Genomic DNA, 22,864 nt, shown 5'->3' with positions numbered 1-22,864 from the left:
ATATGATTACTTTTGAAAACAAAATGAAACTGAGGAGATAGTGGAGAACGATAGAAGCGTTGAGCTGTGGAGGCAGTTTCTTAAAGAAAGGATACATAATTGGTGAATCGAATGAACAAACATTGGTGGCAAGAGGTGGTAGTGTATCAAATCTATCCGAGAAGTTTCAACGATAGCAATGGTGATGGCATTGGAGATTTGCGAGGAATCATTGAAAAGTTAGATTATTTAAAATTGCTAGGTATTGGTGCAATTTGGCTATCACCTGTATACAAATCTCCTAATGATGATAATGGCTATGATATTTCGGATTACGAGAATATCATGGAAGAATTTGGAACAATGGAAGATATGGAGTTTTTGTTGGCTGAGGCGAATAAAAGAGAGATAAAAATTGTAATGGATTTAGTGGTGAATCATACCTCAGACGAACATCCATGGTTTATAGAAGGGAAAGATGATCCCAATAGTCCATATCGAGATTACTATATTTGGGCGAATCCTAAGCCTGATGGGTCAGCACCAAATGAACTAACATCAGCATTTTCAGGCTCTGCTTGGGAATTTGATGCGACTACCAATCAATATTACTTGCATCAATTCAGTAAAAAACAACCAGATTTGAATTGGGAAAATGAAGAAGTACGGAAAAGTATCTATTCCATGATGAATTTCTGGATCGATAAAGGCATCGGTGGTTTTAGAATGGACGTGATTGATCTAATCGGTAAACGACCGTTAGAGGGGATATTGGGAAATGGTCCACAACTTCACGAATATTTGCAGGAAATGAATCGGGAGACATTTGGTCAACATGATCTATTAACTGTTGGTGAGACCTGGGGAGCAACTCCTGCTATTGCAAAGCTCTATTCTAATCCAGAGCGCAAAGAATTGAGTATGGTTTTCCAATTTGAGCACATCGGACTCGATCAGCAAGAAGGCAAGGAAAAATGGGATCTTAAGCCTCTATCTATTAAAGATTTGAAAACTGCACTGGTCAAATGGCAAATTGAACTGGGGAATGAAGGTTGGAACTCGCTTTTTTGGAACAATCACGATTTACCAAGGATCGTTTCAAGGTGGGGGAATGATACCGACTATCATTATGAGAGTGCCACTTTATTGGCTATATTGCTTCATATGATGAAAGGGACACCTTATATTTATCAAGGTGAAGAGATTGGCATGACGAATACCCCTATCCAATCAATTGATGAGGCTCAGGATATTGAAACCCTCAATATGTATCAGGAAAGAATAGGGGCGGGCTATCAAGTGAGTGAAGTGCTGGAATCGATCAATGCCAAAGGAAGAGACAATGCTAGACGTCCAATGGCTTGGTCAGCACAGAAGCATGGTGGCTTTACAACAGGAGAACCGTGGCTTGCTTTGAATCCTAATTATTCCACCATAAATGTTGAGGCAGCATTAGAAAATCCACAATCCATTTTCTATACTTATCAGCAACTTATTCAGTTACGTAAGGATCATCCGATTATAATTTGGGGGAGTTTTGAACTCATCCCAACCGTAGAGCATATTTTTGCTTATTATCGTCGATATGAAGGAAAAACGTGGTTAATTGTGACAAACTTCTCTGACGAAGAACAGGTGTTTCACTGTCAGGATAAGGTTCAAAAAATCATTATTCAAAATACTACCTCAACCATTGCTGATTTACAAGATGTCACCTTGACACCTTGGCAAGCCTTTGTGGTAGAAGTAGAGGAGCAGTAGCGGTATCTATCCCTCAAGAATCACATTTAACTGAACAATCAGACAGAAAAAATCGCTTAAATCAACGGATTGAAAACCGAGATTTAAGCGATTTTGTATTGTAAAGGGTGTTTAACGAACATCTTTAGATGCCACTGTAGATAACAGATTACAGCCACTGTGTACTCCCTCATTTTTAAAAGACAATAATATGGTCAATTAAAAACTTAAAACACGTGACATATTATTGTGATTTGACATACTTATAGCGAGGTAATTAAATGAAACAAGTAGATAACATAACAACAGTGATTTCTAATATACCAGAGAAAACATTGATATGTGCAAATGAAATCTTTCAAGAACTTCTGTTAGATAATCAATTATCAGAGGGAAATTTTTATAAGGTATTAGAGCGCTTAGTAGCTAAAAAACAGCTGTTTAGAATGTCAAAAGGGATTTATACACGTCCCCAAAAAATCTAGATTTGGTTTTTAAGTACTACTGGAGCGTGATATAGACAATATATAAAGCCCCATTTGTCACACCGCGGATTTACCTGTATGCTAGAGATAAGAAAAAACAATCCATTTCACACAAGGATTACCACACACAAATGGAGGCTTCTATGACATATTATACCACTTTTTACATCGGAATGGACGCTCTCAAGCAGATACCATTGCCTTTGGAGATGCTAAAATTGATATTCCAATGTTGGAGTATTGTGCCATCGGTGTAGCAATGGGAAATGGAGGTCCTGAAATTTTAGCCGTGGCTGATATGGTGACTGACGATGTCGAACATGACGGGCTCTATCATGCTTTTGAAAGATTGGGTTTGATTTAAGAAGCTGTATTCACAGATCGGCAACTCTATTCAGTGCTTATGTTCGCTCCTCATCGTTGTGTATTTTCGAAATACAGTCAGTATTCCTTCAAAAAACGCCTTGCTTATCATCATAAAATAAGCTCCCGATTAGGATTGCTTCACTTATGAATACAGGTTCTAAGTTATAACCATCCGTTTTCCAGATCTTGTTGTTTTTCCAAATCAAACACTCCATGTTGTTTTTTTCAACATTTTCATCAAAATTTGGTATAATATAGTTAGAAAAATGAAAGAGGGGTAAGAGATGAACAAACAGGAACGGTTGGAAGAAATTACACGAATGGTTCATAAAAGAGGAACCATCCGCATTTCAGAGATTGTGGATATGCTGCATGTGACAGATATGACGGTAAGGCGCGATCTGATTGAATTAGAGGAGCAGGGAGTGTTAACCAAGATTCATGGTGGTGCGAGAAGCAACAAAGCTTTTCAGTTGAGGGAGTTTTCTCATTCAGAAAAGCATGTTCAAAATATTGAAACCAAGCGAGCTATTGCTGCAATAGCAGCCAGTCTGATCGAAGATGGTGATACGATTTTCTTGGGACCAGGTACAACTGTTGCTTGTCTTGCTGAGGCAATTAGCAATTCAAAACTAACAGTGATTACCAATTGTCTCCCTATTTTTACCATCTTATCTCAGAAGAAATCAGAGGATTTTCAAGTTTTTCTTCTCGGTGGTGAATGGCGCCAAGTAACCGAATCCTTTGTTGGAGAGATGACCAATACAATCCTAGAAAAGATGCACTTTAGCAAGATGTTTTTTAGTAGCAATGCTGTTAAAGGAAATGATGTCATGACCTCTACTCTGACAGAAGCTTACACTCAGCAGCTCGCTTTAAAGCATTCCTTGGAAAAATATTTGCTGATTGATGCTAGTAAAATCGGTAAAGAAGATTTTACTACGTTTTGCCAGTTGAAAGATGTCACTGCAGTGATTAGTGATCACTTGACAGATGAAGAGCAGTACCGCTATTTGGCAGCCTATACAGAAGTGATTAGTGAATAATGTTTGAAAAGCAGCAGATTTTAAAAAAACTGCTGTTTTTGTCGCGTTTTTCAACAAAAATCAAACAAAAATGTTGACTTTGTGTTAAGTTTTGTGTATAATACAAACATAAAAGCGAACCGCTTTTAACTGTTTTGCAAAACATTTTTTTCCGGAAAACGAAACAAGACACATAAGGAGAAAACAATGACAATTATTATCGGTGCTGATCCAGCAGGAGAAAAATTCAAAAACATTCTTCATCATTTTCTTGTTGAACTGGGCTATTCAGTGATTGATGTGAGTAGTGGAAAGGACTTTGTCGATACCACTTTAGCGATTGCACAAGAAGTGAATAGCCAAGAGGGCAATCTCGGTATTGCAATTGATGCCTATGGTGTTGGTTCGTTTATGACAGCAACAAAAATCAAAGGCATGATTGCAGCAGAAGTCTCAGATGAGCGCTCTGCCTATATGACACGTGGTCACAATAATTCTCGTATCATTACCCTCGGTAGCGAGATTGTTGGAGAAGGTTTAGCAAAAAATATCGTGAAAGGATTTGTAGAAGGCGTCTATGACGGTGGTCGCCACCAAATCCGTGTCGATATGCTGAATAAAATGTGTTAGAAAGAGGAGAAAAAGATGAAAATTGCAGTTGGATGCGATCATATTGTAACCTACGAAAAAATCGCAGTGGTCAATTATTTAAAAAATCAAGGTTATGAAGTCCTAGATTGTGGGACTTATGACACTGTCAGAACCCACTACCCTATCTTTGGTAAAAAGGTTGGAGAAGCTGTAGTTAGCGGTGAAGCGGATTTGGGAATCTGTATCTGTGGAACAGGTGTTGGTATCAACAACGCTGTAAACAAGGTACTAGGTGTCCGTTCTGCACTTGTCAGAGATATGACATCAGCGCTCTACGCTAAAACAGAGTTAAATGCCAATGTCATTGGTTTTGGTGCTAAAGTGACAGGTGAGTTGTTGATGTGCGACATCATTGATGCCTTTATCCAAGCAGAGTATCAACCAACGGCTGAAAATCAACGCTTGATTGAGAAATTAGCTAAAATTGAAACGATCAATCAAGAGCAAACAGATAGCACCTTCTTTGACGAATTCATTGAAAAATGGAATCGTGGTGAGTACCACGATTAGTCTTAGAAGTAGATAGGTGGAATATACGATGACAGTAGAAAATCAAAAACATACACTAATGGAAAAGGTCAGTAACCAAGAGGGAATTATCTCTGCTCTTGCCTTTGACCAGCGCGGTGCTCTGAAAAAAATGATGGCCAAGTATCAGGATACAGAGCCTACAGCTGAAGAGATTGAACTATTAAAAAGTATTGTCTCTGAAGAATTAACCCCCTATTCTTCGTCTATCTTGCTCGATCCAGAATACGGTCTTCCAGCTTCTCATATTCGTGATAGCCAGTCAGGGCTACTTTTGGCTTATGAAAAGACTGGCTACGATGTGACTAGTACGAGTCGCTTACCAGACTGCCTAGTTGAATGGTCAGTAAAACGTCTCAAAAAAGAGGGAGCAGATGCAATCAAATTCCTCTTGTACTATGATGTGGATGGCGATCCTTACGTCAACTTGCAAAAACATGCCTATATTGAACGCTTGGGTTCAGAATGTGCCGCAGAAGGCTTGCCTTTCTTTCTAGAGATTTTGAGCTACGATGAGCAGATTCAAGACACGACCAGTCCAGAATTTGCCAAAATAAAACCAAGAAAAGTTATCGAAGCCATGAAAGTGTTCTCAGATAAGGCCTTCGGAGTCGATGTTTTAAAAGTAGAAGTACCGGTCAATATGGCCTATGTGGAGGGATTTGCGCAAGGAAATGACGTGGTGTATACAAAAGAAGAAGCAGCGGCTTATTTCAAGCAACAAGATGCTGCAAGTCCTCTACCTTATATCTATTTGAGTGCGGGTGTATCTGCCAGTCTTTTCCAAGAAACCTTGAAATTCGCACATGAATCTGGTGCAGCCTTCAATGGTGTCTTATGTGGTCGTGCTACTTGGGCTGATTCCGTTCAAATTTATATGGAAGAAGGGGAAGAAGTAGCTAGAGAGTGGTTGAGAACTACAGGACGCCAGAATATTGAATCCTTGAATGAGGTATTAGCTACTACTGCTACCTCTTGGAAGAAACGGGTCGGTTTGCATTCGTAACTGCGTCATGTAAAGGTTTACAAGAATAGGATTTCGTGATATAATTGTTTCAGTAGTTTGTATAGAGTGGATTGTAACTAAGAACATTAGGCAAGACCGCAGATGAATAAGGAGGGAAACATCCTTAGGTCATTTGTGGTCTTTTGTATTTTTAGGATAAAGGAGATTATTTTGTAGATGTATCGTATTGTGCAATCTTTAAATAATAATGCAGCTTTAGTTAAAAATGAACAGGGAGAGCAGTCGGTGGTCATGGGAATGGGGGTTGCTTTTCAGAAGAAAAAAGGAGATATCGTTACTGCCCACAAAATCGAAAAGGTTTTCTCGATCAAAACGTCTGAATCGAAAGACCATTTCTTGATGCTACTGAAAGATGTTCCCTTGGACTTTATTACAGTGACCTATCAGGTGATTGATCAGCTGTCACAGCAATATGATTATCCTGTCCAAGATTATATCTATGTGACCTTAACAACTCATATTTATTGTGCCTATAAGGCTGTTTTGGACCAAACCTATCAAGAAAGCAAGCTCCCCAGTATGCTACAAGACTATCCGATTGAACATCAGATGGCGACAGATGCCTTAGCTATTTTTCGCCCAAAACTGCTACAGGACTTCCCAGATGATGAAGTCGGACGAATTGCTCTACATTTTATCAATGCTAAGGGGGAAAAAGTAGAAGAACAGGGCTTGAAAGTTGAGACGCTTCAGCTGGTTCTATCCTTGGTTGAAAAAGAATTAGCGGCAAATGGGATTTTGAGGACGAAGGAGAATAGCAAGTTCTACGATCGTTTGATGGTTCATTTGACCTACTTTATCCGCTATTCAGACAAGGAGCATAGTGGAACTTCATCTTTAGATCAGATGGCCGCAACCTTGAAACTTGCCTATCCCAAAGCCTATGAATTGGGATTGCGTATCCATGATACAATCGCCACTGAATTAGGGAACAGTCCAAACGAGGGCGAAAAAATGTATATCGTCCTTCATGTTCAGCGTTTAGTATAGCACACTCTCTCATCAAATATAGCAAAAAGGAGAAAACAAAATGAATAGAGAAGAAATTACCTTACTTGGTTTTGAAATCGTTGCATTCGCAGGGGATGCGCGTTCCAAACTATTGGAGGCCTTGACTGCTGCTCAACAAGGGGATTTTGAGCGTGCCGAACAGTTGATTGCGGCAGCCAATGAATGTATTGTCGAAGCTCATCATACGCAAACTTCCCTTCTCCAAAAAGAAGCGGCAGGAGATGATTTGGCCTTTAGTGTGACCTTGATGCATGGTCAGGATCATTTGATGACGACCTTGCTGCTCAAAGACATGATGTCGCACATGATTGAATTGTATAAAAGGGGGAATAACTCATGAACAAATTGATTGAACAGATTGAGCGTGGGAAACCTCTCTTTGAGAAGATTTCACGCAATATTTACTTGCGTGCCATTCGCGATGGCTTTATCGCTGGGATGCCAGTGATTCTTTTCTCAAGTATCTTTATTCTGATTGCCTATGTTCCAAATGCCTGGGGATTCAAATGGAGTGCAGATATTGAGACTTTTCTGATGACGCCTTATCATTACTCAATGGGTATTTTGGGGCTATTTGTAGCTGGGACAACTGCAAAAGCCTTGACCGACTCTATGAACCGCTCACTACCTAGCACCAATCAAATAAACTTTATTTCGACAATGCTTGCAGCAATTGTTGGTTTCCTGCTAATGGCTGCTAATCCAGCAGAAGGTGGTGGTTTCTTAACAGGCTTTATGGGGACTAAGGGCCTGCTAACAGCTTTCATTGCAGCCTTTATTACGGTGAATGTTTACAAGGTTTGCGTGAAAAACAATGTGACCAGTCGGATGCCGGAAGAAGTTCCCCCGAATATTTCACAAGTATTTAAAGACTTGATTCCTTTCACCGTTTCAGTGATATTGCTGTACGCGATCGAACTTCTTGTCCATAATGCTCTAGGTGTAAATGTTGCTGAATCTATTGGTAAACTATTAGCTCCATTGTTCCAAGCTGCAGATGGTTATGTTGGAATTACTATTATCTTTGGTGCCTTTGCCTTCTTCTGGTTTGTTGGAATCCATGGTCCTTCTATTGTAGAACCAGCTATTGCTGCTATTACGTATGCGAATGCAGAGGCGAACTTACAATTGCTTCAGGCAGGAGAACACGCGGATAAGATTTTAACATCAGGTACTCAAATGTTTATCGTTACGATGGGTGGTACTGGCGCGACACTGGTGGTTCCGTTTATGTTTATGTGGTTGACCAAATCAAAACGTAATAAAGCCATTGGACGTGCCTCAGTTGTTCCTACCTTCTTTGGTGTGAATGAACCTATCTTGTTTGGTGCACCACTTGTCTTGAACCCCATCTTCTTCATTCCGTTTATTTTAACGCCAATTGTCAATGTTTGGATTTTCAAATTCTTTATTGAGACATTGGGAATGAATAGTTTTACTGCAAATCTTCCTTGGGTAACCCCCGCTCCCCTAGGTCTTATTCTAGGAACTAACTTCCAAGTATTATCATTTATCTTGGCTGTAGTTTTGATTGCTGTTGATGTTGTCATTTACTATCCATTCTTAAAAGTGTATGATGAACAAATGCTAGAAGAAGAGCGTACTGGCAAATCTTCAGATGAATTGAAAGAAAAAGTGGCAGTAAACTTCAATACCGCAAAAGCAGATGCTATTCTTGAAAAAGCAGGTGCTACTGAAGCGAAAGAAATCACAGAACAAACCAATGTTTTGGTTCTCTGTGCAGGCGGGGGAACGAGTGGTTTATTGGCCAACGCCCTTACAAAAGCTGCAAAAGAATATGGGGCTCCCGTCACTGCTGCAGCAGGAAGTTATGGTGGACATCGTGAAATCTTACCTCAGTATCAATTGGTTATTCTAGCTCCTCAAGTAGCTTCAAATTATGAAGACTTGAAAGTTGAAACGGATAAACTGGGCATCAAGCTAGCTAAAACTGAAGGTGCACAGTACATCAAGTTGACACGAGATGGCCAAGGAGCCTTGGCATTTGTCAAACAACAATTAGAAGACTAGAGGTGAAAAATGGTCAAACAATTACCGAAAGATTTTATTTTTGGTGGGGCAACCGCAGCTTATCAAGCAGAAGGAGCAACTCAAATAGATGGCAAGGGAGCCGTTGCTTGGGACAAGTACCTAGAAGACAACTATTGGTACAGAGCAGATCCTGCTAGTGATTTTTATCATCGCTACCCCGTTGACTTGGAGTTGGCAGAGAGATTTGGGGTCAATGGCATTCGGATTTCCATTGCCTGGTCCCGCATCTTTCCCACAGGATATGGTGAGGTCAATCCCAAAGGTGTTGCTTTTTATCATCGCTTGTTTGCAGAATGTCACAAGCGACATGTAGAGCCCTTTGTGACCCTGCATCATTTTGATACACCAGAAGTCTTGCATTCTCAGGGAGATTTTCTCAACCGTGATACGATTGACCATTTTGTGGACTATGCTGCCTTTTGCTTTGAAGAATTTTCTGAAGTGAATTTCTGGACAACCTTTAATGAAATTGGTCCGATTGGTGACGGTCAGTATTTGGTTGGAAAATTTCCACCGGGTATCCAATACAATCTGGAAAAGGTCTTTCAGTCTCATCACAATATGATGGTGGCGCATGCGCGAGCAGTCAAGCACTTCAAAGACAAGGGCTATACAGGTGAGATTGGAGTTGTCCACGCCTTGCCGACCAAGTATCCCTATAATCCCGAAAATCCCGCAGATGTTCGGGCAGCAGAGTTAGAAGATATTATCCATAATCGTTTTATTTTGGATGCGACCTATCTTGGCGAATACTCCGATGAAACCATGCAAGGAGTTCATCATATCTTGGCGGTAAATGGTGGAGAGCTTGACTTGCGCAAGGAAGACTTTGAGCATTTACAGGCAGCCAAAGACTTGAATGATTTCCTAGGCATCAATTACTACATGAGTGATTGGATGCGGGGAGACGCTGTAGAAGCGACAGAAATTACCCATAACGGAAAAGGAGAAAAAGGCGGGTCTAAGTATCAGATTAAAGGTGTTGGTCGCAGAGAATTTGATGTGGATGTACCACGGACAGATTGGGATTGGATGATTTATCCGCAGGGCTTGTACGACCAGATTATGCGGGTGAAGGCCGATTACCCAAATTATAAAAAAATCTACATTACCGAAAATGGCTTGGGATACAAGGACGAATTTGTGGACGGTACAGTCTATGACGACGCTCGGATTGACTATGTGAAACAGCACCTTAGTGTAGTTGCGGATGCGATTGCAGACGGAGCCAATGTCAAGGGCTATTTCCTATGGTCCTTAATGGACGTCTTTTCTTGGTCAAATGGCTATGAAAAACGCTACGGGCTGTTCTATGTTGATTTTGACACCCAAGAGCGCTATCCTAAGAAAAGTGCCTATTGGTACAAGCAGGTTGCAGAAAGCAAGATGATCGAATAGCCAGTGGCTCACTCTTGAGCTGTTGCCGAGCTTTTAGCTACCGAGGCAGTTGACACAATACGCTTTTAATGTTTGAAGAGTATCAGAACGAAAATAAGAGACTGACTTTATTATGACAGTCTCTTATTTTGCATTGAAAAAGATTATAAAAAAAGCTAGAATAGAAAGAAATAACTTGAAGAAAAGGAGAGGAAATGAAAAGTTTAGAAGCCAAGCTTCAGACTGCGGGGGAGGTTTTAGGGGAATCCATTTTAAAAGTAGATTCTTTTCTGACCCATCAGGTAGACATAGCATTGATGAAAGAGATTGCTCAGGTCTTAGCTGAACGATTTGCGCAGGAGGGCATTACCAAAGTAGTGACCATTGAAGCGTCTGGTATCGCCCCTGCCCTCTATACGGCAGACGCCTTGCAGGTGCCAATGATTTTTGCGAAAAAATCAAAGAATATTACAATGACCGAGGGGATTTTAACGACAGAAGTCTATTCGTTTACCAAGCAAGTAACAAGTACGGTCTCCATTGCCCAACGTTTTCTTAGCCCTAAGGATCGCGTGCTAATCGTTGATGACTTTCTAGCAAATGGCGAAGCTGCCAAGGGCTTGATTGACATCATAGAGCAGGCAGGTGCAGAGGTAGTAGCTGTTAGTATCGTCATTGAAAAATCTTTCCAACAAGGCCGTAAGAATTTAGAAGATGCAGGCTATCCCGTCGTTTCTCTTGCACGATTGGATCGCTTTGAAAACGGTCAAGTTGTATTTAAAGAAGCAGATGTTTAAATAAGATACGAGGACGTCAAAAAAGCGACTGAAAATTAGGAAACATGACGAAGAAGCATAGCTTCTAGGAATGTTTATCTATTTTCCGAGCTTTTAGTCCGAGTTCAGTTAATAAGATGCGAGGACGTCAAAAAGCGACTGAAAATTAGGAAGTCTATACCTAAAGGTAGCCACAGCTGTAACTAGCTAACGCTAGAACACATGTGTCTCTATTTTCCGAGCTTTTAGTCCGAGTTCAGTTAACAAGATACGAGGACGTCAAAAAAGCGACTGAAAATTAGGAAGTCTATACCTAAAGGTAGCCACAGTTGTAACTAGCTAAAGCTAGAACACATGTGTCTCTATTTTCCGAGCTTTTAGCTCGAGTTCAATTTCAAGATACAAAGCCCTATCAAAACTCAAAGCGCATTCATAAAGGACAGGTCAGATTATAGAAAAACGAACAAAAATTGGCAATAAACTCCAAACTTTTGTTCGTTTTTATAGTCTATGGCTAATATCCAAGAAAAATCAAAAGTAGACGAGAGAGTGAAAGAGACGGTAGAACTGGTGTTCATACTCATCAAAAATCAAACTCTGATGTCGTTAACTCACCTTGCTGAGTAAAAAGCTCCAGTGGAGGTTTTTAGCCTGTTCCCTTAAAACAAGAAAGAACAGAGTTCTACCTGCTTCAACAGTCTAGGAATAGAGTGTTGAAGGTTGGAAATAGAACGAGTGCAACTCGTGTCAAGTATGCCTCTCTTTGGGACATACCTGTTTCAGCTTTAGCCAGTTCCAGATTTTGATTTTTATAGAGTATCAGCGATTTCCTTGCCTTCTTGGGTTTTGATAGTAATAGCTTAGAGCTAGCTTTTACTCTTCGATCGTTTGTCGTAAGGCTTGTGCGGTAGTGACAGGAAGGATACGGACGCGGTTGAGGGTGAGCAGTCCATTAGCGGCAGAAGCAAGCCCCTCGTTAGTGGTTACTCCGAGTTTATAGTGGGCATCTTCGACTGTTTTTATAGTCTGTTCAGAATAGCGACCTGCAGGATAGGCAACAGCAATGGTATCTTGATGAAGATTGTGATCCAGATACTCCTTAGAGTTCTTTAGTTCAGACTGTTGTATTTCTGGTGTACTATATTCCAAATCGGGGTGGTTGACTGTATGGCTTTGGAAGGACATGCCATTTTCCTGCATTTCCTTGATTTGATCCAAAGTTAGGTGGTCTGGCTGCGTATCAGTAGCGCCTGTGATGACATTATTGGTTGCTTTCATCTTGTATTGTTTGAGTAGCGGATACGCGATACTGTAAAAATCCCAGAGGCTGTCATCAAAAGTGAGCCAGACGACTTTTTTGTCTTTCGGCAGGACATTTTCTGTTAGGATTTTGTAGGCTTCTTCAGGTGTAAGAGTATAGTAGCCTGCTTCTTGGAATGCCTTGAGATGACTTTCAAACGTAGTCGGATCAACGATCAGATTGGCATTGGCAGCTTCTTCAGGAGCCATTACGTGAATAGCATGATACATGAGAATCGGAATCTTGACAGGATCTGCTTGTTTTTCCCAGATGATGTCCTCGCTACTTGTCTGATCAACTTGGCTCATATCAGTGCTGACTTCTTGTGTGGTTGATGTCGAAGTGGTGGTGACTGTCTTGTCCTGTGGTGGGCTAGGATTTACAAGTTCTAGAATAGCATTACGATTGAGATAGATGATGGTAGCTACTAGGATGATCAGCAAGCTAGCCACCACGCTCCATAGGTGCTTGGTATGTTTTCGGTGTTTTCGATTGATTCGCTTAGAACGACTTCTTTGTCCGGGCATAAGAACCTCCTTTTTCTCTGTATCTATTATAGCAAAATTTTTGCCAACTGCTTCGATTATCTGCTATAATAATAAAAATAGTTTTTTTAAGGAGTAGGTATGACAGTGAAAATTGGTCTATTAGGATTTGGTACAGTAGCGAGCGGCATTCCGTTCTTATTGAAAGAAAATACAGAGAAGATTCAGCAAGCTGCTCAGGAAGAGATTGAAATCGCCAAGGTCTTGGTGCGTGATGATGCGGAAAAAGAGCGCCTAGAAGCAGCAGGACATGCTTATCATTTTGTGACAAATGTTGATGAGATTTTAGCAGATGATGAGATTCAGATTGTTGTCGAGCTAATGGGACGGATTGAGCCAGCAAAGACCTTCATTAGTCGTGCCCTGGAAGCTGGTAAACATGTTGTAACAGCCAACAAAGATTTATTGGCGGTGCATGGTAGTGAGTTGCGGGGACTTGCGACAAAGCATGGGGTAGCTCTTTATTATGAAGCAGCGGTTGCGGGTGGCATTCCCATCTTACGAACCCTGTCCAACTCATTTGTATCTGACAAGGTAACCCGTGTCCTTGGGGTCTTGAATGGGACTTCTAACTTCATGATGACCAAGATGGTAGATGAGGGCTGGACCTATGAAGAAGCCTTAAAAACAGCTCAAGAATTGGGCTATGCCGAATCTGATCCGACCAATGACGTAGAGGGGATTGATGCGGCTTATAAGGCTGTTATTCTTAGCCAATTTGCGTTCGGTATGACTATTGACTTTGACAATGTTGAACACAAGGGGATTTCCAAGATTTCACCAGACGATGTAGCGGTGGCGCAGGAATTGGGCTATGTGATTAAATTAGTCGGAGATATTCGTGAGACAGCTTCTGGCTTGTCAGCGGAAGTGTCACCAACCTTCTTGCCGAAAGCTCATCCCTTAGCCAGCGTCAATGGTGTGATGAACGCTGTCTTTATGGAGTCAATCGGTATTGGTCAATCAATGTATTATGGCCCAGGAGCTGGACAAAAACCGACCGCAGCTAGTGTGACGGCAGATATTATCCGCATTGTCCGCCGTTTGCAAGATCAGACTGTCGGCAAGGCCTTTAACGAATTTTCTCGTCCACTTCAATTGGCGGCGCCGGATGATGTGCGTAGTGAATATTATTTCTCTATCGTGGCACCTGATAAAACTGGAACCTTGTTGCAGTTGGCTGAAATGTTCAATGCTGAGGAAATTTCCTTTAAGCAAATCCTTCAGCAGGCTTCTGATGGCAAGCAAGCACGTCTAGTCATTGTGACGCATAGTATGAGCAAGACCCAGTTAGAAAATGTGACGGCTAAGTTAGCAGCAGCTGGAGATTTCACGCTTCAAAACACCTTCAAAGTATTGGGGGAGTAAGATGAAAATAATTGTCCCAGCAACGAGTGCTAATATTGGACCGGGATTTGATTCTCTTGGGGTCGCCCTGTCCAAATACTTAACCATTGAAGTCGTACAGGCGCAGGATAAGTGGTTTGTCGAACATGATTTAGAGTTTGTCCCATCAGACGAGTACAATCTTCTGATTAAGACGGCTCTAAAGGTCTGTCCAGATTTACAACCACATCATGTCCGCATGATCAGTGATATTCCCCTAGCGCGCGGTCTTGGCTCATCAAGTTCTGTTATTGTAGCAGGGATTGAACTGGCTAACCAATTGGCTGATTTACAGTTAAGTGCTGATGAAAAATTATGTTTGGCAACGGAAATCGAAGGACATCCTGACAATGTTGCACCAGCGATTTTTGGCAACTTGGTCATCTCAAGCTATATCAACAAAAAAGTAGCCAAGATTGTGACGGAGTTTCCAGAGGCTAGCTTTATCGCCTTTATTCCCAATTATCCTTTGCGGACCAGTGAGAGCCGCGGGGTATTACCGACGCAATTCTCATCCAAAAAGGCTGTTGCGGCAAGTGCCATTGCCAACGTAGCTATCGCAGCCTTGCTGACAGGAGATCTAGTGGAAGCTGGTAAAGCGATTGAAGCAGACTTGTTCCACGAGCCTTTCCGTCAAAAATTAGTACAGGAATTTTATCCGATTCGTCATTTAGGACAGGAGTTAGGAGCATACGCAACCTATCTATCAGGAGCAGGACCTACAGTCATGGTCTTGGTAGAGAAAGCTAAGGAAGCCATTGTAAAAGAAGCAATCGATGCTTTGCAATTCGAAGGGGAGAGCTGTGTCTTAACTGTAGACAGACAGGGAGTGCGCGTAGAAGTGTAGAACCTTATAGACAGTTGATAAATCTTGATGAATAAAACGAAGAAACTCTAGCTCAAATGTGAGTACTAGAGTTTCTTCGTTTTATGAGAAGCAACAATTTGAAGTCATTTTTATAGCCGTTTTGAAATGTTTTCCCTTACCTTCTGTTCTTTTATAAATGCAATTTGTGGTAGTCTATTTTTCTTTTGCGATTGAGGTATCCTGGCAATCTTAAAGTGGGCTTATAGTGTTTTTCAAATCGTTGCTATAGCTTGAGCAATAGGGGTATCACCGTCACTCATTTGAATAATTTGCCTATATGTATTTTCCTTATCCAAAATAGTTGAAAGAACTTCAGCAACGTTTGGAATAGTATTGGGTTGGGATTTTCTTACATTAAGCTCAATTTTACCACTTCCTGTTTCTGATGCAATAAGATTTCCTGGTTGAACAATGGTATAATCAAGATTTGTGTTTTGAATCAACCATTGGTCAGCAAAATATTTAGCGATATTGTAATCGGTAATGTGTCTTAGATTTGGGTCGGACCATTTTTCAGGTTCCGTTGCAAAAATTGATGATAAGAGTATGAAACGTTTAATTCCACTTGCTTCAGCTGCCTGCATTAATTTTGTTGCTCCAAAGGCATCTGTCTGTAGCAAGTCTTTTCCCCTTGAGCCTGCCAAAAAATAGATAGCATCATGATTTTTTACGATTTCCGACAATTCATTTATGCTGGCATGTAAGTCTAGTTTAACTGCTGTAACACGTTCTAAGGGATTGACCCGTTCTGGTTGACGTGCACCAGCAGTCACTTGGTGACCTAGTTGTATTAAATGTTTAATTGTTACCTCTGCTACACGGCCAGTGGCGCCGGCAATAAAAACTTTCATAGTGATTTCCTTTCTTAATTAGTTGTTCGCGCAACAATTTGTTGAAAAATGATAGGGAATGAAGTCCCTAGACAATTCCCCAAGATGCGATGGTGTGAAAAAAGCGAATGAAAAATAGAAATTTGACGCAGTATTTGATAAACAAAAAGCAATCTCTCCTCAAAGGATTCTCAGCTGTCGTCAGCTAAAGCCGAAGTAGCTATCTATCTTTTTTCTGAGTGTGTATCCCATGTTCAACTGTAAAGTGGAAAGCTTGTCAAAAACTCAAAGTGAAAATAGGTGGTTGAATAGAAATGTTAGCTTCGTCGTGCTTTCTTAAAAGGCAACTAGAGTGGTGCGCCATAGCTGTAATCAGATGCCTACTGTGCGTTGCTCAATCTTTTGGAATAAGTTTTGACAGCGAGTAGTAGATTGAGTTTCATTTATTTACCTGAATATTAGATGCATTGTTTAAGTAGGCTCTCAACGTCTTTTTGGATAGTACTGATAAGTTCACTTCCTTCGGTTGTCAAGACGGCATAGAGTCCCCGATCATCTTTTTCGCAGGTTTCTCTAACTAGATAGTTTGTCTGTTTTTCCATTTTAACCACTAGACGAGAAGTTGCACTTTTACTAAGTCCAAGCTTTTTACTTAGTTCAACAATTCTTAACTCATTTAATTCTTGTAAGCTTAATAAGTATAGGACAGTATATGAACTTAAAGTTAGCTGGTATTTCATTAGAAGTAACTCTAGTTTATTTTTTATTGTTTCATGCTTAGCATGAAAGATTAACCATTGATTAAACATTAGTTCCTCATTTTTAAAAATTAGTTGCGCGTGCAACTTCAATTATATCATGCCTGTTTTCTATGTCAACTGATTTATTTGGCTATCTATTGTTATAATGTATTTTAAAAGGAGCATCTTTTAGCAAGATATGGTGACTAGCGTGGTACCGTAGGAGAGGAGCAACTTGTTTATGAATCTGCCATACTCTTTTAAAGCAGCTTCCAACATCACTTAAGATGTGAGGAGATTAAGAAGTTGGAATCAACAATAGGGAAATTGGAGAAGATTGCTAAGCTAATCCATACAATTCATCTTTTTCTAACCTGTTTAGTCCGAGTTCAATTTGTTTGAGTGTTATTGAGTATTATTTTGAAAATCGTAGTTTGTACATGGAGAGTGAATGGGGAATGATTTACCACCCCAATTATAGGTGGATAGTCCCACCTTAATGCCTAGAGAACAATTCGGTTTGTTTCTTTTTTTATCGTTTTTTACTAAGATTTTTGGTATAATGAACTGAATGTATGTTGGGAGTAAGAAAATATGAAAGAGAAAATTAAACAAACCTTAGCAGAAGTTGATATTCGTTTTGATGAGCCTTTAAAAAATTATACCTATACAAAGGTTGGTGGTAGAGTAGATTATTTGGCCTTTCCGAGGAATCGCTACGAATTGGTACGGATTGTGGAATTTGCAAATCGGGAAAATGTTCCCTGGATGGTGCTTGGTAATTCTAGTAATATTATCGTGCGTGATGGTGGGATCCGCGGTTTTGTCATTCGTATGGATAAGCTAAATAGCATTACTGTATCAGGATATACGATTGAGGCAGAAGCAGGTGCTAATCTGATCCAAACCACTCAGGTTGCTGCCCATCACTCTCTGTCGGGCTTTGAATTTGCCTGCGGTATTCCCGGAAGTATCGGTGGTGCAGTCTTTATGAATGCGGGTGCCTACGGTGGTGAGATTTCCCATATTCTGGTTTCAGCCCAGATTTTAACACCAAAAGGCTATGTAGAAACGCTGGACGCTCGTGAGTTGACCTTTGGCTATCGTTCGTCTATCTTACAAGAGAATGGCGCTATTGTTTTATCAGCAAAGTTTGCTTTAAAACCCGGGAACCATACAATGATTAAGCAAGAAATGCAGCGCTTGACCCATCTGCGTGAACTGAAGCAGCCCTTGGAATATCCCTCTTGCGGATCAGTCTTTAAGCGTCCGCTAGGTCATTTTGCAGGACAATTGATCATGGAAGCAGGATTAAAAGGGCATCGTATCGGTGGTGTTGAAGTTTCTCAAAAACATGCAGGCTTCATGGTCAATGTTGCAGATGGAACTGCCCAAGATTACGAAGATTTAGTGGCATATGTCATTGAAGCTGTAAAAAAACATTCAGGAGTGACCCTAGAGCGTGAAGTACGGATTCTAGGAGATTCCTTAGACTAATATAGCAGAACAAGATACGAGGACGTTAAAAAAGCGACCGAAAATTAGGAAACATGACGAAGAAGCTAGAGAGAGTTTGCTTTGCAAACTTCTATTTCCCACCTTCAAAGGTATCTCATAGCTTTGGGGCATAGTTCGTACTCAATGACATCAAGGCAAGCTAACAATATGTTGTTTTGATTTTGAAAGAGTAGAAACTTATTTCCACTAAGATACAAGTTGACAAAGTCTCTTTTTGATTTAAAGAATAGGAAGAGAGTAACCAATAGAAAATCCATAGTAAGGGAGGTGAAGCCTATCGTAACCGGTAGTATAGAAGGTAGTGATCATACCTTAGAGTCAGAAAAGGCCTAACAGAGCCTTTAATCTGTAATCCATATAAAGAAGGAAATTATGAGAATTGAAGAAACCAATTATCGAATTTAAGAACGTTTCAAAAGTATTTGAAGATAGTGGGACAGTCGTTTTAAAGGATATCAATTTTGAGCTAGAAGAAGGGAAATTTTACACCCTCTTAGGTGCTTCTGGTTCAGGAAAATCCACCATTTTGAATATTATTGCAGGGCTGTTAGATGCTACTTCGGGTGATATTTATCTGGACGGTGAGCGCATCAATGATGTACCGACCAATCGGCGTGATGTCCACACGGTCTTCCAGTCTTATGCACTTTTTCCGCACATGACTGTTTTTGAAAACGTGGCCTTTCCCCTTAAATTACGAAAAATTCCCAAGGAAGAAGTTGAGCGGCGTGTGACAGAAGTTCTGAAAATGGTTCGACTAGCAGGCTATGAAAAACGTGCTATTCAAAAATTGTCAGGTGGTCAACGCCAGCGGGTAGCAATTGCACGTGCTATTATCAACGAGCCGCGAGTGGTCTTGCTTGATGAGCCTCTATCAGCCCTCGACTTGAAGCTACGGACTGATATGCAGTATGAACTGCGTGAATTGCAGCAGCGTTTAGGCATCACCTTCGTCTTTGTGACCCATGACCAAGAAGAGGCGCTTGCCATGAGTGACTGGATTTTTGTGATGAATGATGGTGAGATTGTTCAATCGGGGACACCGGTTGATATTTATGACGAGCCGATTAACCATTTTGTTGCCACCTTTATTGGCGAATCCAATATTATTTCTGGTCGAATGATTGAGGACTATCTGGTTGAGTTTAACGGTAAGCGTTTTGAAGCAGTTGACGGTGGGATGAAACCAAACGAACATGTTCAGGTTGTGATCCGTCCAGAAGATCTGCAAATTACCCTACCAGATGAGGGGAAACTAAGGGTGAAAGTCGATACCCAGCTCTTCCGTGGTGTCCACTATGAAATTATCGCCTATGATGACTTGGGCAATGAGTGGATGATTCACTCGACCCGTAAGGCGATTGAGGGCGAGGTGATCGGACTAGACTTTGAGCCTGAAGATATTCATATCATGCGTCTCAATGAAACAGAAGAAGAGTTTGATGCTCGTATCGAAGAATATGTGGAGGTTGAAGAAGTCGAAGATGGTTTGATCAATGCTATCGAGGAGGAACGAAATGAAGAAAACCTCTAGATTATTTGCTCTTCCTTACGCTTTATGGATTTTCCTCTTTGTCCTAGCGCCTGTTGCTATGATTGTCTACAAATCCTTTTTTGATATTGATGGCAATCTTACGCTAGCCAACTACCAGACCTATTTTAATTCTCCCAATATGACCTACCTGCGGATGAGTATGAATTCAATTCTCTATGCAGGTATCATTACCCTTGTGACCCTACTGATTAGCTATCCGACTGCCTTTTTTCTCACGCAGTTAAAACATAAGCAGCTCTGGTTGATGTTAATTATCTTACCGACCTGGGTCAATTTGCTCCTGAAAGCCTATGCCTTTATCGGTATCTTTGGTCAACACGGGTCTATCAATCAATTTTTGGAATTTCTAGGTTTGGGAACCCAACAGCTTCTCTTTACTGATTTTTCATTCATTACGGTCGCGAGCTATGTTGAAATTCCTTTTATGATTTTGCCGATCTTCAATGCCTTGGATGATTTGGATCAACATCTTATCCATGCTAGCCGTGACTTGGGAGCCAATTCTTGGCAAACCTTTACCAAGGTGATTTTTCCTCTTTCCATGAATGGGGTTAGAAGTGGTGTGCAGGCTGTCTTTATTCCAAGCTTGAGCTTGTTCATGCTGACGCGCCTCATTGGCGGTAACCGTGTGATTACGCTTGGTACAGCAATCGAGCAACACTTCCTTACCACGCAAAACTGGGGAATGGGCTCCACTATCGGTGTAGTCTTGATTCTAGCCATGCTCTTGACCATGTGGCTAACGAAAGAGAGGAAGAAATAATGAAAAAAATTGGCAAAGTTTATCTGACGATTACCTTCCTTGTCCTTTATCTTCCGATTTTTTACCTGATTGCCTATGCCTTTAATGAGGGCGGAGACATGAACGGCTTTACAGGCTTTACCACGGAATATTTTTCATCCATGCTGGGTGATAGTCGCTTGATGCTCATCTTGGCGCAAACCTTCCTTTTAGCCTTCCTTAGCTCCTTGATTGCCACGGTCATCGGAACCTTTGGAGCCATTTATATCTACCAAGGCAAGCAAAAATGGCAGAATATGCTACTTTCTATCAACAATATCCTCATGGTAGCGCCAGATGTTATGATTGGAGCGAGTTTCTTGATTCTCTTCACTGAGATTGGCTTCCAACTTGGTTTTGTTTCGGTTCTCTTGAGCCACGTAGCATTTTCAATCCCGATTGTGGTCTTGATGGTTCTGCCACGTCTCAAGGAAATGAATGCCGACATGGTGCTTGCAGCCTATGACTTGGGTGCTAGCCAATTCCAGATGCTCAAGGAAATCATGTTGCCCTACTTGACACCAGCCATCATTGCGGGCTACTTTATGGCCTTTACCTATTCCTTAGATGATTTTGCAGTGACTTTTTTCGTGACAGGAAATGGCTATTCCAATCTTTCAGTTGAGATTTATTCCCGCGCTCGTCAAGGAATTTCCCTTGAAATCAACGCCCTTTCAACCCTTGTCTTTCTCTTTAGTATTTTATTAGTGGTGGGTTATTATTTCATCTCTCGTGAAAAGGAGGTCAACGAATGAAACGTCTATATTCCTTTTTAATCGGGATTACTGTAATTGTCCTTGCCCTCTTTGCTATTAGCCACAAGCTAGAAAGCCAGTCCAATGAGGGAACAAAGGAAAAATTGGTCATCTATAACTGGGGAGACTACATTGACCCTGCTCTCTTAGAGAAGTTTACGGAAGAAACAGGGATCAAGGTAGACTACCAGACCTTTGATTCTAATGAAGCCATGTATACCAAGATCCAGCAGGGTGGAACGACCTATGATTTGACCATTCCGTCTGAATATATGATTTCCAAGATGATAGATGAAGCTCTTCTTGTGAAGCTAGATAAGAAAAAAATCAAGGGACTTGAACATATCAATCCTAAGTTTCTCGGTCTAAGTTTTGATGAGAACAATGATTACTCCATTCCTTATTTCTGGGGAACATTGGGAATTGTTTACAATGAAACGATGGTTGAAAATCCTCCTCGTGAATGGGAAGACTTATGGTCAGAGGAATATCGCGATAACATCATGCTGGTAGACGGTGCCCGTGAGGGGATGGGAATCGGTCTTCAAGCCCTCGGTTACAGCTTAAACTCTCGTGATAAGGCAGAACTAGAGGCAGCTGCGGATTATCTCTACGAATTGACGCCCAACATCAAGGCTATCGTCTCTGATGAAATTAAGGGCTACATGATTCAAGATGCCGCTGCGATTGCCGTGAGTTTCTCGGGTGAGGCGAGTGAAATGCTTGATGGGAATGAACAGTTGCGGTATGTCGTGCCTTCAAAAGGTTCAAATCTCTGGTTTGACAATATGGTCATTCCAAAGACTGCCAAAAACATTGACGGAGCCTATGCCTTTATCAACTTTATGCTACGTCCGGAAAATGCCTACCAAAATGCCTTATATATCGGCTATGCAACGCCCAATACCAAGGCCAAGGAAATGCTGCCAGATGATGTAAAAAATGATGAGGCTTTCTACCCTTCAGAAGAAACCTTGAAAAAACTAGAAGTATACGACAATCTTGGTCGCAAACTCCTAGGCGATTACAACGATTTCTACCTACAATTTAAGATGTATCGTAAATAAAGAAAAACACATTGAGCCTACCACTCGGAACTGCTCAATGTGTTTTTTGTATGGCGAGGCTATCCTGTTATAGCCGTTTAGTTTATTTTTAGTACTAGGCAACGAGTCGCAGGTAGTTGAAATAGTTGATAACTATTTCAAGTGATAGATAAGAAAAGTGTAACTTTTCTCAATAGTACAGCAAGACGAGTTAACGAAGTAATAAAAATATAAACTAAATGACTATATAGCTGGTGTAATGTCTCGAAATGATATAAATCTAAGGATATTTTGTTGACTTGTGTCTTAATGTTTCCTAAATTTCATTCGGTTTTTTAACGGTTTCATATCTTAGAATTGAACACGCCCTAAACTCTGTGCGAAAAAGAGACGTAGCTGTTCCAGTTTTAACTGGTTACAGATATGGCTCTCTTTAGGGATAGTTTTTCCTAGCTCTAAAGGTATGGGATACCTTTAGAGGCGGGAAATAGAAGTTTGCGAAGCAAACTCTCGTTTAAATGTT

At 40.9% G+C, this 22,864-nt stretch carries 22 protein-coding genes; 19 read left to right on the top strand and 3 right to left on the bottom strand.

Features of this window, described 5'->3' with window-relative positions; genetic code table 11:
- Window positions 1-111: 111 nt before the first annotated feature.
- The 12 genes from E4T82_RS02935 (at window position 112) to E4T82_RS02880 (ending at window position 11,038) form a co-directional block, all read left to right on the top strand.
- Complete coding sequence (locus E4T82_RS02935; protein WP_135181410.1) at window positions 112-1,740, top strand: glycoside hydrolase family 13 protein; 1,629 nt, start codon at window positions 112-114, stop codon at window positions 1,738-1,740.
- Window positions 1,741-2,000: 260 nt separating this feature from the next.
- A complete protein-coding gene (locus E4T82_RS02930) occupies window positions 2,001-2,204 on the top strand; it encodes a hypothetical protein (RefSeq protein ID WP_135181409.1) in 204 nt (67 codons plus the stop codon).
- A 100-nt stretch (window positions 2,205-2,304) separates the two neighbouring features.
- Window positions 2,305-2,568 carry an HAD hydrolase family protein gene (locus tag E4T82_RS02925; RefSeq protein WP_416222653.1) on the top strand — a complete coding sequence of 88 codons (264 nt, stop codon included), beginning with the start codon at window positions 2,305-2,307 and terminating at the stop codon, window positions 2,566-2,568.
- 286 nt (window positions 2,569-2,854) lie between these two features.
- Window positions 2,855-3,616, top strand: a complete 762-nt coding sequence (locus tag E4T82_RS02920) for a DeoR/GlpR family DNA-binding transcription regulator (protein WP_135181408.1) — start codon at window positions 2,855-2,857, stop codon at window positions 3,614-3,616.
- A 186-nt stretch (window positions 3,617-3,802) separates the two neighbouring features.
- On the top strand, window positions 3,803-4,225 hold the full coding sequence (gene lacA, locus E4T82_RS02915) for a galactose-6-phosphate isomerase subunit LacA (RefSeq protein ID WP_135181407.1): 423 nt from the start codon (window positions 3,803-3,805) through the stop codon (window positions 4,223-4,225).
- 15 nt (window positions 4,226-4,240) lie between these two features.
- On the top strand, window positions 4,241-4,756 hold the full coding sequence (gene lacB, locus E4T82_RS02910) for a galactose-6-phosphate isomerase subunit LacB (protein ID WP_135181406.1): 516 nt from the start codon (window positions 4,241-4,243) through the stop codon (window positions 4,754-4,756).
- A gap of 28 nt (window positions 4,757-4,784) precedes the next feature.
- Entirely contained in the window at window positions 4,785-5,780 is a 996-nt protein-coding gene (lacD, locus tag E4T82_RS02905; RefSeq protein ID WP_135181405.1) for a tagatose-bisphosphate aldolase, read from the top strand.
- Between the two features lie 177 nt (window positions 5,781-5,957).
- Window positions 5,958-6,791 carry a PRD domain-containing protein gene (locus E4T82_RS02900; RefSeq protein WP_135181404.1) on the top strand — a complete coding sequence of 278 codons (834 nt, stop codon included), beginning with the start codon at window positions 5,958-5,960 and terminating at the stop codon, window positions 6,789-6,791.
- Between the two features lie 40 nt (window positions 6,792-6,831).
- The gene (locus E4T82_RS02895; RefSeq protein ID WP_135181403.1) at window positions 6,832-7,152 is read left to right on the top strand and encodes a PTS lactose/cellobiose transporter subunit IIA; all 321 of its coding nucleotides are present in this window, start codon (window positions 6,832-6,834) and stop codon (window positions 7,150-7,152) included.
- Window positions 7,149-8,843: a lactose-specific PTS transporter subunit EIIC gene (locus E4T82_RS02890; RefSeq protein ID WP_135181402.1), complete on the top strand. Its 1,695-nt coding sequence runs from the start codon at window positions 7,149-7,151 to the stop codon at window positions 8,841-8,843. Before E4T82_RS02895 ends, E4T82_RS02890 begins: the two co-directional genes overlap by 4 nt.
- 9 nt (window positions 8,844-8,852) lie before the next feature.
- Window positions 8,853-10,262 (top strand): 6-phospho-beta-galactosidase, encoded by a 1,410-nt coding sequence (lacG, locus tag E4T82_RS02885; protein WP_135181401.1) that lies wholly within the window; start codon window positions 8,853-8,855, stop codon window positions 10,260-10,262.
- Window positions 10,263-10,456: 194 nt separating this feature from the next.
- The gene (locus E4T82_RS02880; protein WP_135181400.1) at window positions 10,457-11,038 is read left to right on the top strand and encodes a xanthine phosphoribosyltransferase; all 582 of its coding nucleotides are present in this window, start codon (window positions 10,457-10,459) and stop codon (window positions 11,036-11,038) included.
- Window positions 11,039-11,890: 852 nt separating this feature from the next.
- Here E4T82_RS02880 and E4T82_RS02875 read toward each other — a convergent pair.
- Window positions 11,891-12,844, bottom strand: coding sequence for a polysaccharide deacetylase family protein (locus E4T82_RS02875; protein WP_135181399.1), 954 nt, complete (start codon window positions 12,842-12,844; stop codon window positions 11,891-11,893).
- A 99-nt stretch (window positions 12,845-12,943) separates the two neighbouring features.
- On the opposite strand from E4T82_RS02875, the gene E4T82_RS02870 reads away from it, so the two are divergent.
- Together E4T82_RS02870 and thrB are read left to right on the top strand one after the other, a co-directional pair.
- On the top strand, window positions 12,944-14,230 hold the full coding sequence (locus E4T82_RS02870; protein ID WP_135181398.1) for a homoserine dehydrogenase: 1,287 nt from the start codon (window positions 12,944-12,946) through the stop codon (window positions 14,228-14,230).
- A 1-nt stretch (window position 14,231) separates the two neighbouring features.
- Window positions 14,232-15,095 carry a homoserine kinase gene (thrB, locus tag E4T82_RS02865; RefSeq protein WP_135181397.1) on the top strand — a complete coding sequence of 288 codons (864 nt, stop codon included), beginning with the start codon at window positions 14,232-14,234 and terminating at the stop codon, window positions 15,093-15,095.
- Window positions 15,096-15,328: 233 nt separating this feature from the next.
- On the opposite strand, the gene E4T82_RS02860 is transcribed toward thrB, so the two are convergent.
- Together E4T82_RS02860 and E4T82_RS02855 are read right to left on the bottom strand one after the other, a co-directional pair.
- On the bottom strand, window positions 15,329-15,967 hold the full coding sequence (locus tag E4T82_RS02860; protein WP_135181396.1) for an NAD(P)H-binding protein: 639 nt from the start codon (window positions 15,965-15,967) through the stop codon (window positions 15,329-15,331).
- A gap of 437 nt (window positions 15,968-16,404) precedes the next feature.
- Entirely contained in the window at window positions 16,405-16,755 is a 351-nt protein-coding gene (locus E4T82_RS02855; protein ID WP_135181395.1) for a MarR family winged helix-turn-helix transcriptional regulator, read from the bottom strand.
- A 525-nt stretch (window positions 16,756-17,280) separates the two neighbouring features.
- Here E4T82_RS02855 and murB point away from each other — a divergent pair.
- From murB to E4T82_RS02830, 5 genes are all read left to right on the top strand, one after another.
- Window positions 17,281-18,183 (top strand): UDP-N-acetylmuramate dehydrogenase, encoded by a 903-nt coding sequence (gene murB, locus E4T82_RS02850; RefSeq protein WP_135181394.1) that lies wholly within the window; start codon window positions 17,281-17,283, stop codon window positions 18,181-18,183.
- Between the two features lie 400 nt (window positions 18,184-18,583).
- Entirely contained in the window at window positions 18,584-19,738 is a 1,155-nt protein-coding gene (locus E4T82_RS02845; protein WP_075098232.1) for an ABC transporter ATP-binding protein, read from the top strand.
- Entirely contained in the window at window positions 19,722-20,522 is an 801-nt protein-coding gene (locus E4T82_RS02840; RefSeq protein ID WP_135181393.1) for an ABC transporter permease, read from the top strand. The genes E4T82_RS02845 and E4T82_RS02840 overlap by 17 nt, the downstream gene beginning before the upstream one ends.
- Entirely contained in the window at window positions 20,522-21,295 is a 774-nt protein-coding gene (locus E4T82_RS02835; protein ID WP_135181392.1) for an ABC transporter permease, read from the top strand. Before E4T82_RS02840 ends, E4T82_RS02835 begins: the two co-directional genes overlap by 1 nt.
- Entirely contained in the window at window positions 21,292-22,362 is a 1,071-nt protein-coding gene (locus E4T82_RS02830; RefSeq protein WP_135181391.1) for an ABC transporter substrate-binding protein, read from the top strand. The genes E4T82_RS02835 and E4T82_RS02830 overlap by 4 nt, the downstream gene beginning before the upstream one ends.
- Window positions 22,363-22,864: the final 502 nt, after the last annotated feature.

This window comes from Streptococcus cuniculi (assembly GCF_004570575.1).
GTDB lineage: Bacteria > Bacillota > Bacilli > Lactobacillales > Streptococcaceae > Streptococcus > Streptococcus cuniculi_A.
Note: the sequence above shows the minus strand (reverse complement) of the source record. Positions and strands in the feature narration are given on the sequence as shown.